This is a genomic window from Thermaurantiacus tibetensis (genome assembly GCF_015354055.1).
Lineage (GTDB): Bacteria > Pseudomonadota > Alphaproteobacteria > Sphingomonadales > Sphingomonadaceae > Thermaurantiacus > Thermaurantiacus tibetensis.
Genome location: NZ_JACHTM010000001.1, coordinates 514,330 through 530,422, shown reverse-complemented (window position 1 = coordinate 530,422; position 16,093 = coordinate 514,330). Strand labels below are relative to the sequence as shown.

Here is a 16,093-nt window from a genome sequence, read left to right as displayed (position 1 = left end):
GCGCCTCAGGCGGCGGGCCCGATCACCCGCGGCATGCGGAACGGCAGCATGAGCTTCACCACCGGCCGGCGGAGCCGGTCGAGCGAGAGGCTCTCGTGGACTGCATCTCCGGTCTCGCCGAAGAGTTGCGTCTCGAGCGCCGAGCGCGCGTAGAAGGGGGTGTCCTCCCAGGTGCGGCGGACCCTGACGGCGGCACCGGCATCGGCGCGGGTCACGCGCGGCATGCGCCAGAGGGTACGCGGCAGCACGACTTCCGGCGGCAGCGGCACCTCGTGCACGCCGCCGGCGCGGTCGAAGCCGAGCCCGAGCGCGAAGCGGCTGCCGTCACGCCGGGTGCCCTCGTAGAGGACCACCTCGCTGCGGGCGAGGTGCGCGCGCGACCAGTGCCAGAGGGCGAAGGCCTCCTCGAGCGGCTCGACGCCGAAGTTGCTGTCGAAGTAGCCCTCGCCCCGCCAGGCGAGCTCGGGGCGCGCCATGCGGACCTCGACGTCCGCGCGGGTGGCGACCGGCTGCCAGAGGTGGCGCCGCTCCCGGTCGAGCGCGAAGGGGACCATGACGAGGGCGCGCGGCCGGACGGTGACCCGGCCGCGGAAGCGGGAGGGGAGCGGGAAGCTGGTCTCGCGGATGTCGACGGCAAGCGCCTCGCCATCCCACGCGAGGGTCGACCGGCCGATCGCAAGCCAGTCCGCGCCGCGCGCGAGCGCCGAGCGGCTGCGCTCGGTCATCGCCCAGCCGGGGCGGACTCCGTAGAGGGCGACGTTGAGGGCAACGTGGTTCTCGGGGTCGGTCCGGCCGGACCAGTGGTAGTAGGGCGAGAAGACGCTGCCGATGAAGGCGATGAGGGTGAGGCCGAAGCGGCGGTCGGCGGAGATGGCATCCACGTACCACCAGGCGTAGCCACCCGGCGGAACCGCGGCATCGAAGCCCGGTCCTTGAGCAGGGCTTCCGCTGCCAGCCGTCCCGAGAGCGCCGCCATCGGCACGCCGGCGCCCGGATGAGCCCCCCCGCCCGCGAGATAGAGGCCGGGGATTCGCGTCCGCGCCCCCGGGCGGAGGAAACTCGCCGCCCAGCCGTGCGAGGCCCGGCCGTAGATCGCTCCCCCCGAGCCCGGGAAGCGGGCCGCGAAGTCCGCCGGCGAGGTCACCCGGAGCGAACCCGGCGGAATGGCGAAGCTCAGCCCCTGGGCCGCGAGGGCCGGAAACACGGTCTCGAGACATCGGTTGACCTCCTCAGGCGAGGGCCGGCCGCGATCGCCATCGGCCGGAGCGTTGATGATGGCAAGACAGCGCTCCGGACCGCCGCCCTCGCTTCCTTCCGCCCGGCCGAAGGCCCCGCGATCCTGCGCACAGATGTAGACGGTGGGGTCGTGGGGAAGCCGCCCGGCTGCAAGATCGGCGAACTCGCGCGCATAGTCGGCCGAAAAGAAGACGTTGTGGTGGGCAAGCGGAAAGCCCCGCGCCTCGGCGTGAAGGCAGAGGGTGAGGGCCGAGAGCGAGCGGGCACGGCGCGGGATGGCGCGGACGGCCGCGCGGACATCCGCGCCGAGAAGACCTTCGGCGAGCGCGGCCGGATCGCCGTTGAAGACGACATGGGTGGCCTCGAGGCGCTCGCCGCTGCCGAGCCGCACGCCGCGGACCCTGCCGCGGGCGGTCTCGACCGCAGTGACGGCCGTGCCGTAGCGGAAGGCGACGCCGTGGCGCCGCGCGAGCGCCTCGACGGCGGCCGCAAGCGCCGACATGCCGCCGTCGACGATCCAGACGCCGGCCGCCTCGACATGGGCGATAAGCATGAGGGTGGCGGGCGCCCGCCAGGGATTGCTGCCGGCGTAGGTGGCGTAACGGCCGAAGAGCTGCACGAGGCGCGGGTCGCGGAAGTGGCCGGCAAGCGCCCGCATGAGGGAGGTATAGGGCCTGAGGGCGAAGAGATCACCGAGCCGGCCTGCCCCCAGCCGAAGCGACAGGCCGAGCGGAGACGTCTTCTGCCGGCGCAGGAAGCTCCGGTCGAGCGTGCGGTGGATGCGCCCGGCCTCGGCCATGAAGGCGCAGAAGGCCCGTGCCTCGGCGGCGCCCGCGAAGCGGCCCACGGCGTCTGCCGACTGGTCGAGATCGGCGAAGAGGTCGAGGCGGCTGCCATCGGGCCAGGCGTGCCGCGCAAGGAGGGTTGCGGGCGCGAGCCGGACGGCCGCCTCGAGGCTGCTGCCGGCGTCCTCGAAGAGCTGGTCGAAGACGTGGCGCAGGGTGAAGACGGTAGGGCCGGCGTCGACTCCGACCGCCGCGGTGCCCAAGCCGCAGGAGAGTCGGCGGATCTTGCCGCCCGGCGCATCGGCCGCCTCGACGACGGTGACGGCAAGCCCGCGCGCGGCAAGGGGCACGGCAGCGGCGAGGCCGCCGATTCCGGCCCCGACGACGACGACGGACTCGCGCTGCGCGCCTGCCATGGCGGACCCCTCACCCTGTCAACATGATTGGACACCAGAAACTGTCAAGCTCTATGGACGGGACGGTACGATGCGCGAACCCTGGGCCCGCCTCCGCAACCGCCTGCTTGGCAGCCGCCGGTTCCAGGCCCTTGCCCTCAGCCTCCCCGTCTTCCGCGCCGTGGGCCGGGCGCGTGCCCGGCGCCTGTTCGAGCTGACCGCCGGCTTCGTCAACAGCCAGGCGCTGGCTGCGGCACTGGCGACCGGCCTGCTCGGCCGGCTCGCGGCGGGCCCGGCCGCAGACGCCGATCTCGCGGAGGCGACCGGCCTCGACGCCGAGGGGCTCGCCTGCCTCCTCGTCGCGGCAGAAGGCGTCGGGCTCGTCGAACGCCTGCCCGATGGGCGGGCCATGCTGGGGGCCGTTGGCGCCGAGCTGCTCGCCAACCCCGGCATCGCCGCGATGGTCGCCCACCACCGGCTGCTCTGGGACGACCTCGCGGACCCCGAGGGCTTCCTCCGCCGCGCGCCCGGCGGCGGGGCGCTGGCCCGCTTCTGGCCCTATGCCGGCGCCAGGGAGGGCGAGGCCGCGCCCTACTCGCGCCTCATGGCCGCCTCGCAGCCGCTGGTCGCAGCCCAGGCGCTCGCGGCCCACGACTTCTCCCGCCACCGCGCGCTCCTCGACGTTGGCGGCGGAGAGGGGGCCTTCCTCGAGGCGGTGGGCGCCCGCCACCCGCGGCTCCGGCGCATATTGTTCGACCTGCCCGAGGTCGCCGCACGTGCCCGCGCACGGCTGGGGGAGGCCGTCGCGGTGGTTGCCGGCGACTTCCGCACCGACCCCTTGCCCATGGGCGCCGATGCGATCAGCCTGGTGCGGATCCTCCACGACCATGACGATGCGACCGTGCGCGACCTGCTCGGCCGGGTGCGCGCCGCGCTGCCGCCGGGGGGCACCCTCCTCATCGTCGAGCCCATGGCCGGCACCCGCTCGGCGCCTTCGGTTGCCACCTACTTCGCCTTCTACCTGCGGGCGATGGGGTCAGGCCGGCCGCGCACGGCCGACGAGCTTGCGCGCATGTGCCGGGAAGCCGGCTTCGCCCAGGTGCGCGAGCGGCCGGTGCCGCTGCCGCTCGCGGCGCGCGTGCTGGTTGCGCAGACGCCCTGACATGCTGGCGGGCGCGAGTGTAAATCGCGCTTGACAGCAGGGGGCGTGAAGTTAAGGTGACATCCACAGGATTCGCCAACCCGCCGGAAAAAAGAAGCGGGACAAGCGTCTGGAGGTGGAGACGGGTGCAGCGTCCCGGTCGCATGGAGACCCTTGCCGTGGTCATGGAGCGGCCGCGCGAGCTGACGCTCCGGCGTCTGGGCCTGGTGGCACCCACGTCGTCCGACCTCGTTGTCGAAATCGCCTGGAGCGGGATCTCGACGGGCACCGAGCGCCTGCTCTGGCAGGGCACCATGCCGCCCTTCCCCGGGCTCGCCTACCCGCTCGTCCCCGGCTACGAATCCGTCGGCCGCGTCGTCGAGGCGGGAGCGGCGGTCAGGGACCTTCTCGGCCGCCTCGTGTTCGTGCCGGGCGCGGTCTGCTACGAGGGCGCGCGCGGGCTGTTCGGCGGGGCCGCACGGCGCCTGGTGGTGCCGGCTGCGCGGGTGGTGCCGCTTCCTGAAAGCGTGGGCGAGCACGGCGTGCTCCTTGCGCTTGCCGCAACCGCCCTGCACGCCCGCGGCACGGGTCCGCTGCCCGATCTCATCGTGGGCCACGGGGCGCTGGGCCGGCTGCTTGCCCGGCTCGCGGTGCTGGAAGGCGGTCGCCCCACCGTGTGGGAGACCAACCCGGCGCGCGCCGCCGGCGCCCGGGGCTATGACGTCATCCACCCCGATGCGGATGCGCGCCGCGACTATGCGCGGATCGTCGACATGTCGGGCGCGCCCGACCTTGTCGATGCGCTGGTCGGCCGGCTCGCCCGGGGCGGCGAGATCGTGCTCGCCGGCTTCTACGACCGCGTCGCCTTCGCCTTCCCGCCCGCCTTCATGAAGGAGGTGCGCTTCTCCATCGCCGCCGAGTTCGCGCCTGCCGATCTCGCCCGGGTGGCGGCGCTGGTGGCCGAGGGCGTGCTCGCGCTCGACGGCCTCATCACCCACCGCAGGGCCGCAGCCGATGCGCCGGAGGCCTATGAAACCGCCTTCGGCGATCCGGACTGCATCAAGATGGTTCTCGACTGGAGGGAGGCTGCCTGAGCATGCTCGACACCTTGCCCACGCCTGATGCGCTGCGCGCGGAGGCGGCGATCAAGCCGGATCCGGTGCACACGGGCCCGGTCACCAAGGAGACGCAGATCATCGCCATCTATGGCAAGGGCGGGTCGGGCAAGTCGTTCACCCTTTCCAACCTCAGCTACATGATGGCGCAGCAGGGCAAGCGGGTGCTCCTCATCGGCTGCGACCCCAAGTCCGACACCACCTCGCTCCTCTTCGGCGGCAAGTCCTGCCCGACCATCATCGAGACCTCGGCGCGCAAGAAGCTTGCCGGCGAGGAGGTCAGGATCGAGGATGTCTGCTTCCAGCGCGACGGGGTGTTCGCGATGGAGCTGGGCGGGCCCGAGGTGGGCCGGGGCTGCGGCGGCCGCGGCATCATCCACGGCTTCGAGCTCCTCGAGAAGCTCGGCTTCCACGAGTGGGGCTTTGACTATGTCCTGCTCGACTTCCTGGGCGACGTGGTGTGCGGCGGCTTCGGCCTGCCGATCGCGCGGGACATGTGCCAGAAGGTCATCGTCGTCGGCGCGAACGACCTGCAGTCGCTCTATGTCGCCAACAATGTCTGCAAGGCGGTGCAGTATTTCCGCAAGCTCGGCGGCAACGTCGGCGTGGCGGGCATGGTCATCAACAAGGATGACGGCACCGGCGAGGCGCAGGCGTTTGCAAGGGCCGTCGGCATCCCGGTACTGGCGGCCATCCCCGCCAACGAGGACCTCCGGCGCAAGTCGGCCAACTACCAGATCGTCGGCCGGCCCGACGGCCCCTGGGGCCCGCTGTTTGCCGAGCTCGCCGAGAATGCGGCCAAGGCGCCGCCGGTGCTGCCCACCCCGCTCGACCACGACGGGCTCCTCGGCCTGTTCAAGCCCGAGGACACGGGCGGCAACGTGACGCTCGTCCCCGCGACCCAGGCCGACATGCGCGGCGGCAGCTGGGCGCCGAAGCCCAGCCTCGAAGTGATCTACGACAACGTATGACGAGCTTCGACCCCTCCTTCGAGGCCCCCGAGCCGCCCACCGCTGCCGACGGCGGCTGCCACGGCGGGCGCGCCACCATGGTCGAGGCGGCCGCCAAGGCCGGCAAGCGCGAGCTGCTCGCGCGCTATGCCGCCGACTATCCGAAGGGCCCGCACGACCAGCCGCAGTCGATGTGCCCGGCCTTCGGCTCGCTGCGCGTGGGCTTGCGGATGCGGCGCACGGCGACCGTGCTGTCGGGCTCGGCCTGCTGCGTCTACGGCCTCACCTTCACCAGCCACTTCTACGGCGCGCGCCGCACCGTCGGCTACGTGCCGTTCAACTCCGAGACCCTGGTCACCGGCAAGCTCTTCGAGGACATCCGCGAGGCCGTCTTCCAGCTCGCCGACCCCGAGACGTACGACGCCATCGTCGTCACCAACCTCTGCGTGCCGGCCGCGTCCGGCGTGCCCCTCCAGCTCCTCCCCAAGGAGATCAACGGAGTCAGGATCATCGGCATCGACGTGCCCGGCTTCGGCGTGCCCACCCACGCCGAAGCGAAGGACGTCCTTGCTGGCGCCATGCTCGCCTATGCGCGGGCCGAGGCCGAGGCGGGGCCGGTTGCGGCACCCCGCGAGCGCGCCGAGGCGCCGACCGTGACACTCCTTGGCGAAATGTTCCCCGCCGACCCGGTGATGATCGGCCAGATGCTCGCCCCGCTCGGGCTTGCCGCCGGCCCGGTGGTGCCCACGCGCGAATGGCGCGAGCTCTATGCCGCGCTCGCCTCGCCGGTCGTGGCCGCCATCCACCCCTTCTACACGGCAAGCGTGCGTGAGTTCGAGGCGGCGGGGCGCACCGTCGTCGGCTCCGCGCCCGTCGGCGTCGACGGCACGGCGGCCTGGCTTGAGGCGATCGGGGATGCCTTCGGAGTCGCGGCCGAGAAAGTGGGGGCGGCCAAGGACCGGTTCCTGCCTGCGATCCGCGGGGCGCTTGCCGCGAAGCCCATCCGCGGGCGCATCACGGTCTCGGGCTACGAGGGCTCGGAGCTGCTGGTCGCGCGCCTCCTCGTCGAGAGCGGGGCGGACGTGCTCTACGTCGGCTCCGCCTGCCCACGGACCCGCTGGTCAGACCCGGACCGCGAGTGGCTCGAGGCGCGCGGCGTGCCGGTGAAGTTCCGCGCGAGCCTCGAGGACGACAAGGCGGCGGTGGATGCCTTCCAGCCCGATCTCGCCATCGGCACCACGCCGGTGGTCCAGCACGCCAAGACGAAGGCCATTCCGGCACTCTATTTCACCAACCTCATCTCCGCGCGGCCGCTGATGGGCCCGGCGGGTGCCGGCTCGCTTGCCGAGGTGATCAACGCCGCGCTCGGCAACGGCGCACGGTTCGCGCGGATGCGCGCCTTCTTCGAGGGCGTGGGCGAGGGCCATGCGGCGGGCGTCTGGGAAGACACGCCCAGGGACCGGCCGCAGTTCAAGGCGAAATATGCTGCCCAGCGCGCGGCGCGGGCGAAGGCCGAGGAGGCGGTCGGCACATGACCCTCGTCCTCGATCACGACCGGGCCGGCGGCTACTGGGGCGCCGTCTACGTCTTCACCGCCGTCAAGGGCCTGCAGGTGGTGATCGACGGGCCGGTCGGGTGCGAGAACCTGCCGGTCACCTCCGTCCTCCACTATACCGATGCGCTGCCCCCGCATGAGCTCCCCATCGTCGTCACGGGCCTTGGCGAGGAGGAGCTCGGCAAGACCGGCACCGAGGCGGCGATGAAGCGGGCGTGGGAGACGCTCGACCCCGACCTCCCGTCGGTCGTCGTCACCGGCTCGATCGCCGAGATGATCGGCGGCGGGGTCACGCCCGAGGGCACGAGCATCCAGCGTTTTCTGCCGCGCACCATCGACGAGGACCAGTGGCAGTCGGCCGACCGGGCGATGGTGTGGCTCTTCGACCAGTTCGGGCCGAAGAAGGTGCCGGCGCGCAAGCCCCGCGGGCCGGGCGAGCGGCCGAAGGTGAACATCATCGGCCCGATCTACGGCACCTTCAACATGCCCTCCGACCTCGCCGAGATCCGCCGCCTCCTCGAAGGGCTGGGCTGCGAGGTGAACATGGTGTTCCCGCTTGGCGCCCACCTCGCCGACATCCGCAGGCTCGCCGACGCCGAAGTGAACGTCTGCATGTACCGCGAGTTCGGGCGGGCGCTGTGCGAGCGGCTCGAGCGGCCCTGGCTCCAGGCGCCCATCGGCCTGCACTCCACGACCGCCTTCCTGCGCACGCTCGGCGAACTCCTCGGCATCGACCCCGAGCCCTTCATTACCCGCGAGAAGCACACGACGGTGAAGCCGCTCTGGGATCTGTGGCGCTCGGTCACGCAGGACTTCTTCGGCACCGCAAGCTTCGGGATCGTGGCGACCGAGACCTATGTGCGGGGCATCCGCAACTTCCTCGAAGAAGAGATGGGACTGCCCTGCCGCTTCGCGTTCCGCCGCAGCGCGGGCGTCAAGCCCGACAATGCGGCGGTGCGCGAGGCGATCGCCACCTCGCCGCCGCTCGTCGTGTTCGGCTCCTACAACGAACGGATGTACATGGCCGAGACCGGCTGCCGGGGGGTCTACATCCCGGCGTCCTTCCCCGGCGCGGTCGTCCGCCGGCACACCGGCACACCGTTCATGGGCTATGCGGGCGCCAGCTACCTCGTGCAGGAGGTGGTGAACGCGCTGTTCGACGCTTTGTTCCACATCCTCCCGCTCGCAACCGACCTTGACCGCATCGAGGCTACCCCGAGCCGGCTTCACGCCGAGCTCGCCTGGGAGCCTGCGGCGCGCGAGGCGCTCGATGCCCTGGTCGAGGCCGAGCCTGTGCTCGTGCGGATCTCGGCGGCCAAGCGGCTGCGCGACGCGGCGGAGGCCGCTGCCCGCGCCGAGGGGGCGCAGCGCGTCACCGCGCACCACGTCACGCGGGCCAGCGGCCGCGCGGAAAGGCTCGCGGCATGAGGCCGGCGAGCCCGAGCTTCCCGCCCCCGGGCGGAACGGAACCGCGCCCATGTGCGGGCGCCAGGAGATCAGTCCGGCATGCCGGGCTGATGACGGGGGCGGCGTGCCCCTCATCGCGTGTTGAAGGAGAAGAGTGATGGCAAACATGGATGGGCCCGACCGGGCCCGGACCTCGAGCTACCTCACCGACCAGGAGGCCAGGGAGTTCCACGGGATCTTCATGACCAGCTTCCTGATCTTCACGGCTATCGCTGTCATCGCCCACTTCCTGGTGTGGCAGTGGCGTCCGTGGCTGCCGGGCCCGCAGGGTTACACGGCGGTCAAGGTGGAACAGCAACTGGCGGGCACTGCGACGCCCGCGCCCAAGGCGTAGGAGGCTTCAGACATGTGGAAGATCTGGCAACTCTTTCCGCCGCAGCGGACGCTCACGGCCCTGTTCGTGTTCCTGTTCGTCCTCGCGCTCCTCATCCACTTCATCCTGCTGAGCACCAGCCGGTTCAACTGGCTCGAGGGACCGCGGACGACGACGGCCGCCGTGACCACGTCGGCCCCGGACACGCGACTGGGGTAACGGGCGCGCGGGCAGGGCTCGAGGGCACGCCCGCACACCCCCGAACCACATGAACGACTGGCCGGCTGCCGAGGCAGCCGGCCAGCTCGGAGGAACTTTACCATGGCGCTCCTCAGCTTCGAACGGAAATACCGGGTGCGCGGCGGCACGCTGATCGGCGGCGACCTGTTCGACTTCTGGGTCGGACCCTTCTACGTCGGCTTCTTCGGCGTCACCACGCTGTTCTTCGCTTCGCTCGGGACCGCGCTTATCCTCTACGGCGCCGCCATCGGCCCGACGTGGAACCCCTGGCTCATCTCCATCGAGCCACCGGATCTCAAATACGGGCTCGGCCTTGCGCCGCTCCAGGAAGGGGGCCTGTGGCAGATCATCACGATCTGCGCCATCGGCGCCTTCGTCTCCTGGGCCCTCCGGGAAGTCGAGATCTGCCGAAAGCTGGGCATGGGCTACCATGTGCCTTTCGCCTTCGGAGTCGCCATCTTCGCCTACGTCACCCTCGTGGTCTTTCGCCCGCTGCTCTTGGGCGCCTGGGGTCACGGCTTTCCCTACGGCATCTTCAGTCACCTCGACTGGGTGTCGAACGTCGGCTACCAGTATCTCCACTTCCACTACAACCCGGCGCACATGATCGCGGTGTCGTTCTTCTTCACGACGACGCTCGCGCTGTCGCTCCACGGCTCGCTTATCCTGTCGGCCGCCAACCCGGCCAAGGGCGAGACGGTGAAGGGGTCCGAGCACGAGGACATGTTCTTCCAGGACATGATCGGTTACTCGGTTGGCACGCTCGGCATCCATCGCCTCGGGCTCATCCTCGCGCTCAACGCCGGCTTCTGGAGCGCGGTGTGCATCATCATCAGCGGCCCGTTCTGGACCCGCGGCTGGCCCGAGTGGTGGTCGTGGTGGCTCGACCTGCCGATCTGGAACTGAGGAGGGACTTCGATGGGCTACCAGAACATCTTCACCCAGATCCAGGTGGTGGGGCCGGGCCACGTCGTCCCGCTTCCGCCGGGCGATGACGAGCGGATCGGCAGCGGCGCCGTCCACAACACGCTCATGGGCAAGCTGGGCAACGCCCAGATCGGCCCCTTCTACCTCGGCCGGCTCGGGCTTGCCTCCATCGTCTGCGGCTTCATCGCCTTCGAGATCATCGGCCTCAACATGTGGGCCTCGGTCAACTGGGACCCGGTCCAGTTCGTCCGCCAGCTCTTCTGGCTGTCGCTTGAGCCGCCCGGGCCGGAATACGGCCTCTCCATCCCGCCGCTCGACAAGGGCGGCTGGTGGCTGATCGCCGGGTTCTTCCTCACCGCCTCGATCCTCCTCTGGTGGGCCCGCACCTATGTCCGCGCCCGCCGCCTCGGCATGGGCACCCACGTCGCCTGGGCCTTCGCATCCGCCATCTTCCTCTACCTCTCCCTCGGCTTCTTCCGGCCGATCCTCATGGGAAGCTGGTCGGAAGCGGTGCCGTTCGGCATCTTCCCCCACCTCGACTGGACCGCAGCGCTCTCCATTCGCTACGGGAACTTCTTCTACAACCCGTTCCACGCCCTCTCGATCGTCTTCCTCTACGGCTCCACGCTTCTGTTCGCGATGCACGGGGCAACCATCCTCGCCGTCACCCGCTATGGCGGCGACCGCGAGATCGAGCAGATCATGGACCGGGGCACGGCGAGCGAACGTGCCGCATTGTTCTGGCGCTGGACCATGGGCTTCAACGCCAGCATGGAATCGATCCATCGCTGGGCCTGGTGGTTTGCGGTGCTGACGACACTGACGGGCGGGATCGGCATCCTCTTGACCGGCACGGTCGTCGACAACTGGTATCTCTGGGCCGTCGACCACAAGTTCGCGCCCGCCTACCCGCCGACCGGCACGGTCGATCCGCTCCTTGCGCAGGGGACTGCCCAATGACACCCAGTACGCTCGCGAAGGCCGGCCTGCTCACCGGCCTCCCCCTCCTCCTCGCCGCCTGCGAGGTCGGCCCGAAGAAGATCGAGCAGAGCGGCTACCGCGGGACTGGCATGGTGCAGATCGCTGAGAAGGCGAGCCTGCCCGGCCCCTACGTCATCCCCGACGAAGGCTACCGCGACTGGGAGCCGGACCGGAGCCCGGATGCCGAGAAGGCGGGCGACTTCTACGAGAATGTGCAGGTGCTCGGCGACCTCACGACGGACGAGTTCAACCGGCTGATGGTGGCCATCACGGCCTGGGTCTCGCCCGAGGGCTCGGTCGAGAACGGCGGCTGCAACTACTGCCACAACCCCGAGAACATGGCCTCCGACGAGGTCTACACCAAGGTCGTGGCCCGCAAGATGCTCCAGATGAACCGGGCCATCAACGTCAACTGGACCGGGCACGTCCAGAAGACCGGGGTGACCTGCTACACCTGCCACCGCGGCCGTCCGGTGCCGGCAAACTACTGGACGATCGACCCGGACGCCAAGGTCAGGATGGGCATCACGGGCAACACGTTCGGGCAGAACAACCCCGACAAGATGGCGGTCGTGTACTCGTCCCTCCCCTACGACCCCTTCACCACCTATCTGAAGCAGGCCGATCCCACCGAGCGGACCATCCGTGTCGGCGGCCTTTCCGCCTACCCGCCGGCCGGCAGGCAGGGGGCAAGCCTCGCCGCCACCGAGCAGACCTATGGCCTCATGATGCACATGTCCGACTCCCTCGGGGTCAACTGCACCTTCTGCCACAACACGCACAACTTCGCGGACTGGACGAACTCGAGCGCACAGCGGGCGATCTCCTGGTACGGGATCCGCATGGTCCGCGACATCAACGAGAACTACATTACGCCGCTGACGTCGGTGTTTCCGGCGAATCGCTTGGGGCCCGAGGGCGATCCCTTCAAGGTGAACTGCACGACCTGCCACGCCGGCCAGAACAAGCCGCTCGGCGGAATCCGGATGATCGACACCTTCCCCGAACTCGCCCGCATTCCAGCGCCGGTCTTGGCATCGGCACCCGCACAGCCGGCGGGCTGACACCCGGACGCGCCATCCTTCGCTTCACGGGGCGCCCCTCGGGCGCCCCCTTCGTTTCGAGGTCAGAAGAAGCGCGTGATGGCCCAGCAGGTGGCAAGACCCACGATCACGTTCATGGGGATGCCGATCCGCAGGAAGTCGTTGAACCGGTAGTCGGCGGCTGCGTAGACGATGGTGTTGGTCTGGTAGCCGATGGGCGTCGCGAAGCTTGCCGAGGCCCCGAACATCACGGCGACGATGAGCGGGCGGGCGTCGAGGCCCAGGGCGTCGGCCAGCCCGACGACGAGCGGCGGCATGAGCACGGCCACCGCGTTGTTGGTGACGAGCTCGGTCAAGAGCGAAGTCAGCGCATAGACTCCGACGAGCACGAGGAAGGGCGAGGCGTGCTCGAGGAGCGGCATGACGAGGCTGACGAGCAGGCGAATGCTGCCCGCCTCGGCAAGCGCCGAGCCGATGGCGAGCATGGCGAAGATGAGCACGAGCACGTTGCCATCGAGCGAGGACCAGGCTTCCTCCGGGCCGAGGCAGCGGGTGGCGAGCACGATGCCGACGGCAAGGATCGCGGCCGTCGTGATGTCGGTGACGCCGGTTGCCGCGAGCAAGATGGCGCCCGCGAAGGCCGCGATCGCGATCGGCGCCTTGGCGCGGCGGAAGGGCTGCGGCCGGGCGGCTGTCAGGCCAAGAAGGTTGGGGTTGGCGCGAAGTTCGCGCTGGGCATCCTGCCCGGCGAGCACCAGGAGCCGGTCCCCGGGCCGGATGCGGACCGAAGGAAGGTCTGGCCCCGGCTCGTGGCCGTCGCGCTCCACTCCGACGAGGCGGACGTTGAGCCGGTTGAGGAACGGGATCTGCTGCAGGGGTTGGCCGATCGAGGGATGGGCAGGGCCAACCGTCACTTCGACAAGGTGGCCATCGCTCTCGCCGCGCTGGACGAGCGAAAGACCCGCGTCTCCCACGCCCTTGAGGCCAACGGTCGTGCCCTTCTGGCGCAGCAGGCCGGCAAGCTCCTGGGGCGCGGCACGGATGACCAGCCGATCGCCGGGCTGGATGATCTCATGGCCGAGATCGGAACGGAGGAGCTGGCCGCCGCGCTTCAGCCCCACCAGCCTCACCTCGGAGCGGTTGAGACCCGGGATCCCCCCTGCCCTCCGCCCGATCCACTCGCAGGTCTCGCCGACCTCGATCTCCGACAGCATGACCTGGCTTGACGCGGCCTCGAGCACCGAGCCGGCCCGCGCGGGCAGGAGCAGGGGCCCCAGGACCACGAGCCCGAGGGCGCCCGCGGCCAGCGCGATGAGGCCAACCCCCGTGATCTCGAAGATGCCGAAGGCCGGCTGGCCGAGATCGCGTGCTACGCCATCGACGAGGAGATTGGTCGAGGTGCCGATGAGCGTGACCGTGCCGCCCAGGATCGAGATGTAGGAAAGCGGAATGAGGAGGCGGGTCACCGGAATGTCCCGTGCGGCGGCAAGGCGCCGGAGGATCGGGACTCCGAGAATGACGATGGGAGTGTTGTTGAGGAAGGCGCTCGCGGCGGCGGTCCCGCCATAGACTTCCGCCAGCGCCCGGCGCGGATGCGCCCTGGCGCGGCCGAGGATCCGGGTGGTGACGGCCTCGATCGCGCCGGTGCGGATGAGGGCCGCCGAGAGGATGAACATGGCGGCGATGGTGATGGGCGCCGGGTTGCCGAAGGCAGCAAGCGCCGTCCGCGTGTCAAGGAAGCCGAGGAGGATGAAGAGCGCGACGCCCGTCACGGCGATGACGACGGGGGGCAGGCGCTCGGCTGCGAAGGCGGCGAGAAGCCCCACCATGAGCAGGAGCCCGACGACATCGCCGTGCTCGGCGAGAAAGCCCGTCCAGAGCTCGACGATCGTCCCCACGACCCGGCCTCTGCCTGCCCCGCCAGGTCAGGACAAGTGCGGTTGCGGCTTGCCCGGAGTGAAGCTCAGGCTGCGGCGGGCACCCGGGCGAGCGCGCAGCGCGACCAGATTTCGGACAGCGCGTCGACCAGCTGGTCGATGTCCTCGTCGGTGTGGACCGGAGAGGGCGTGATCCGCAGCCGTTCGGTGCCCTTCGGCACCGTCGGGTAGTTGATCGGCTGGATGTAGATGCCGTGGGTGTCGAGCAGCCAGTCGGAGATCATCTTGGTGTGGCGCGGGTCCCCGACCATGACGGGAATGATGTGGCTCGGGTTGTCGAGCATGGGGATGCCGATGGCCTTGAGGCGGGCGCGCACCTTGGCCACCCGGGCCTGGTGCGCTTCGCGCTCGGCGTTGCTGCGCTTCAGGTGGCGGATCGAGGCGATGGCCCCGGCAGCCACGGCCGGCGGAAGGGCCGTCGTGAAGATGAAGCCCGAGGCGAAGCTGCGCACGAAATCGCACATCGCCGCCGAGCCGGCGATGTAGCCGCCGACCACGCCGAAGGCCTTGCCGAGCGTGCCCTCGATGACCGTGATGCGGTGCATGAGCCCCTCGCGCTCGGCGATGCCGCCGCCCCGCGGCCCGTAGAGGCCGACGGCGTGCACCTCGTCGATGTAGGACATGGCGCCGTATGCTTCGCACACGTCGAGGATCTCGGCGATGGGGGCGATGTCGCCGTCCATCGAGTAGACGCTCTCGAAGGCGACGAGCTTGGGTCGGGCCGGATCGGCAGCGGCAAGGCGGCGGGCGAGGTCTTCCGGGTCATTGTGCCGGAAGACCTGGCATTCGGCGCGGCTGTGGCGGATGCCCTCGATCATCGAGGCGTGGTTGCCGGCGTCGGAGAGCACGAGGCAGTTGGGCAGCTTCGAGGCAAGCGTCGAGAGCGCAGCCCAGTTCGAGACATAGCCGGAGGTGAAGAGGAGCGCGGCCTCCTTGCCGTGGAGGTCGGCCAGTTCCTGCTCGAGGAGCACGTGATAGTGGTTGGTGCCCGAGATGTTCCGGGTGCCGCCGGCGCCGGCGCCGCAGCGGTCGATCGCCTCGTGCATGGCGGCAAGCACGTCCGGGTGCTGGCCCATGCCAAGATAGTCGTTCGAGCACCACACGGTCACCTTCTGCGGCCCGGCGCCGGTGTGGCGGGTGGCGCGAGGGAAGGCGCCGCGATGCCGCTCGAGGTCGGCGAAGACGCGGTAGCGCCCCTCTTCCTTCAGGCCCGCGATCCCGGCCGCGAAGAAGGCTTCGTAGTCCATGTTCAACGTCCTTCCCGTTCAGTCTCTCCGAGGCGGGGGACCGCCCATCTCCAGAGGTCGGCGTCGCGAACCGGCAGCATCATGAACAGATGCTCGACGAGGCCGAGACACGCGAGGGTGAACAAGAGCGCAGCCCCGGTCTCCTCGGCCTTGGCTCCCAGATGGAGAAGGAGGGCGACCGACGCAAGCACCGAGACGGGAAACAGGGGGTTCATGGGAGCCACGCGGAAATGGCTCCGGAGATAGCCGAGGTGCGGGGGGAGCAGCTCGGCCGAGAGGTTCGACACCCCGAGGAAGATGTTGAGCTTGGTGGAGAGGCGCATCGCGAACAGGAGCGCGAAGGTGAGCGTGCCAACCTGGTTGGGCGCCCCCCAGGTCATCGCCGCCATGGCGGCCAAGGTGAGCGCGAGCGCGATCTCGTGGTGGATGAGGGTGCCGGCCGAGGCGAGGAAGCGCCGGAAGCCGGTCTCGTCGGCGCGGAGCGGCCGGCGGACCGGCCCGGTCACGAAGCCCATGAGGAAGCTCATCTCGTGCCAGCCCCAGATGACGATGGCGGATGCGAAGGCGAGATAGGCGGCGGCCGGGCCGGTCTCCGAGGCTGCGACGAGATGCCCGCAGAAGGCGGCGGCCGCGGCCGGGATGGCCGCAACGATCGCGCCCTGGTGCAGCTCGCGGGGGAGGCGGTTGAGCCACAGGATTCCGCCGGTCGAGAAGAACCAGACCAGCGTCACGAACAGGGCTGCGAGGAGAAATTCCACCAT

Annotated in this window: 15 protein-coding genes; 10 read left to right on the top strand and 5 right to left on the bottom strand. The window is 70.2% G+C overall.

The window, feature by feature from the left end; translation table 11 throughout:
* Positions 1-5 precede the first annotated feature (5 nt).
* Together H3H34_RS02680 and crtD are read right to left on the bottom strand one after the other, a co-directional pair.
* Complete coding sequence (locus tag H3H34_RS02680) at positions 6-725, bottom strand: hydratase (RefSeq protein ID WP_207790769.1); 720 nt, start codon at positions 723-725, stop codon at positions 6-8.
* The gene (gene crtD, locus H3H34_RS02675; RefSeq protein WP_194743695.1) at positions 722-2,437 is read right to left on the bottom strand and encodes a 1-hydroxycarotenoid 3,4-desaturase CrtD; all 1,716 of its coding nucleotides are present in this window, start codon (positions 2,435-2,437) and stop codon (positions 722-724) included. Before crtD ends, H3H34_RS02680 begins: the two co-directional genes overlap by 4 nt.
* A 70-nt stretch (positions 2,438-2,507) precedes the next feature.
* On the opposite strand from crtD, the gene H3H34_RS02670 reads away from it, so the two are divergent.
* From H3H34_RS02670 to pufC, 10 genes are all read left to right on the top strand, one after another.
* A complete protein-coding gene (locus H3H34_RS02670) occupies positions 2,508-3,578 on the top strand; it encodes a methyltransferase (protein WP_194743694.1) in 1,071 nt (356 codons plus the stop codon).
* Between the two features lie 143 nt (positions 3,579-3,721).
* Entirely contained in the window at positions 3,722-4,651 is a 930-nt protein-coding gene (bchC, locus tag H3H34_RS02665) for a chlorophyll synthesis pathway protein BchC (RefSeq protein ID WP_194744079.1), read from the top strand.
* Between the two features lie 2 nt (positions 4,652-4,653).
* Positions 4,654-5,643 carry a chlorophyllide a reductase iron protein subunit X gene (locus tag H3H34_RS02660; RefSeq protein ID WP_194751842.1) on the top strand — a complete coding sequence of 330 codons (990 nt, stop codon included), beginning with the start codon at positions 4,654-4,656 and terminating at the stop codon, positions 5,641-5,643.
* Complete coding sequence (bchY, locus tag H3H34_RS02655) at positions 5,640-7,157, top strand: chlorophyllide a reductase subunit Y (protein WP_194743692.1); 1,518 nt, start codon at positions 5,640-5,642, stop codon at positions 7,155-7,157. The genes H3H34_RS02660 and bchY overlap by 4 nt, the downstream gene beginning before the upstream one ends.
* Positions 7,154-8,605 (top strand): chlorophyllide a reductase subunit Z, encoded by a 1,452-nt coding sequence (bchZ, locus tag H3H34_RS02650; RefSeq protein ID WP_194743691.1) that lies wholly within the window; start codon positions 7,154-7,156, stop codon positions 8,603-8,605. Before bchY ends, bchZ begins: the two co-directional genes overlap by 4 nt.
* A 136-nt stretch (positions 8,606-8,741) precedes the next feature.
* Positions 8,742-8,978, top strand: coding sequence for a light-harvesting antenna LH1, beta subunit (pufB, locus tag H3H34_RS02645; RefSeq protein WP_194743690.1), 237 nt, complete (start codon positions 8,742-8,744; stop codon positions 8,976-8,978).
* A 12-nt stretch (positions 8,979-8,990) separates the two neighbouring features.
* Positions 8,991-9,176, top strand: coding sequence for a light-harvesting antenna LH1, alpha subunit (pufA, locus tag H3H34_RS02640; protein ID WP_194743689.1), 186 nt, complete (start codon positions 8,991-8,993; stop codon positions 9,174-9,176).
* A gap of 102 nt (positions 9,177-9,278) precedes the next feature.
* A complete protein-coding gene (gene pufL, locus H3H34_RS02635; protein ID WP_194743688.1) occupies positions 9,279-10,103 on the top strand; it encodes a photosynthetic reaction center subunit L in 825 nt (274 codons plus the stop codon).
* Positions 10,104-10,115: 12 nt separating this feature from the next.
* Positions 10,116-11,084, top strand: a complete 969-nt coding sequence (pufM, locus tag H3H34_RS02630) for a photosynthetic reaction center subunit M (RefSeq protein ID WP_194743687.1) — start codon at positions 10,116-10,118, stop codon at positions 11,082-11,084.
* Positions 11,081-12,169 (top strand): photosynthetic reaction center cytochrome PufC, encoded by a 1,089-nt coding sequence (pufC, locus tag H3H34_RS02625; protein WP_194743686.1) that lies wholly within the window; start codon positions 11,081-11,083, stop codon positions 12,167-12,169. Before pufM ends, pufC begins: the two co-directional genes overlap by 4 nt.
* A 62-nt stretch (positions 12,170-12,231) precedes the next feature.
* On the opposite strand, the gene H3H34_RS02620 is transcribed toward pufC, so the two are convergent.
* The 3 genes from H3H34_RS02620 to puhE all read right to left on the bottom strand — a co-directional run bounded on the left by H3H34_RS02620 (position 12,232) and on the right by puhE (position 16,093).
* Entirely contained in the window at positions 12,232-14,046 is a 1,815-nt protein-coding gene (locus H3H34_RS02620) for an SLC13 family permease (RefSeq protein ID WP_328831035.1), read from the bottom strand.
* 65 nt (positions 14,047-14,111) lie between these two features.
* Positions 14,112-15,332, bottom strand: a complete 1,221-nt coding sequence (gene hemA / locus H3H34_RS02615; RefSeq protein ID WP_194743685.1) for a 5-aminolevulinate synthase — start codon at positions 15,330-15,332, stop codon at positions 14,112-14,114.
* 2 nt (positions 15,333-15,334) lie between these two features.
* Positions 15,335-16,093 (bottom strand): putative photosynthetic complex assembly protein PuhE, encoded by a 759-nt coding sequence (gene puhE / locus H3H34_RS02610; RefSeq protein WP_194743684.1) that lies wholly within the window; start codon positions 16,091-16,093, stop codon positions 15,335-15,337.

Bases quoted from the DNA above. Each gene is read 5' to 3' on its own strand.
- H3H34_RS02680 (WP_207790769.1), bottom strand. From the start codon at position 725: ATGACCGAGCGCAGCCGCTCGGCGCTCGCGCGCGGCGCGGACTGGCTT.
- crtD (WP_194743695.1), bottom strand. From the start codon at position 2,437: ATGGCAGGCGCGCAGCGCGAGTCCGTCGTCGTCGTCGGGGCCGGAATC.
- H3H34_RS02670 (WP_194743694.1), top strand. From the start codon at position 2,508: ATGCGCGAACCCTGGGCCCGCCTCCGCAACCGCCTGCTTGGCAGCCGC.
- bchC (WP_194744079.1), top strand. From the start codon at position 3,722: ATGGAGACCCTTGCCGTGGTCATGGAGCGGCCGCGCGAGCTGACGCTC.
- H3H34_RS02660 (WP_194751842.1), top strand. From the start codon at position 4,654: ATGCTCGACACCTTGCCCACGCCTGATGCGCTGCGCGCGGAGGCGGCG.
- bchY (WP_194743692.1), top strand. From the start codon at position 5,640: ATGACGAGCTTCGACCCCTCCTTCGAGGCCCCCGAGCCGCCCACCGCT.
- bchZ (WP_194743691.1), top strand. From the start codon at position 7,154: ATGACCCTCGTCCTCGATCACGACCGGGCCGGCGGCTACTGGGGCGCC.
- pufB (WP_194743690.1), top strand. From the start codon at position 8,742: ATGGCAAACATGGATGGGCCCGACCGGGCCCGGACCTCGAGCTACCTC.
- pufA (WP_194743689.1), top strand. From the start codon at position 8,991: ATGTGGAAGATCTGGCAACTCTTTCCGCCGCAGCGGACGCTCACGGCC.
- pufL (WP_194743688.1), top strand. From the start codon at position 9,279: ATGGCGCTCCTCAGCTTCGAACGGAAATACCGGGTGCGCGGCGGCACG.
- pufM (WP_194743687.1), top strand. From the start codon at position 10,116: ATGGGCTACCAGAACATCTTCACCCAGATCCAGGTGGTGGGGCCGGGC.
- pufC (WP_194743686.1), top strand. From the start codon at position 11,081: ATGACACCCAGTACGCTCGCGAAGGCCGGCCTGCTCACCGGCCTCCCC.
- hemA (WP_194743685.1), bottom strand. From the start codon at position 15,332: ATGGACTACGAAGCCTTCTTCGCGGCCGGGATCGCGGGCCTGAAGGAA.
- puhE (WP_194743684.1), bottom strand. From the start codon at position 16,093: ATGGTGGAATTTCTCCTCGCAGCCCTGTTCGTGACGCTGGTCTGGTTC.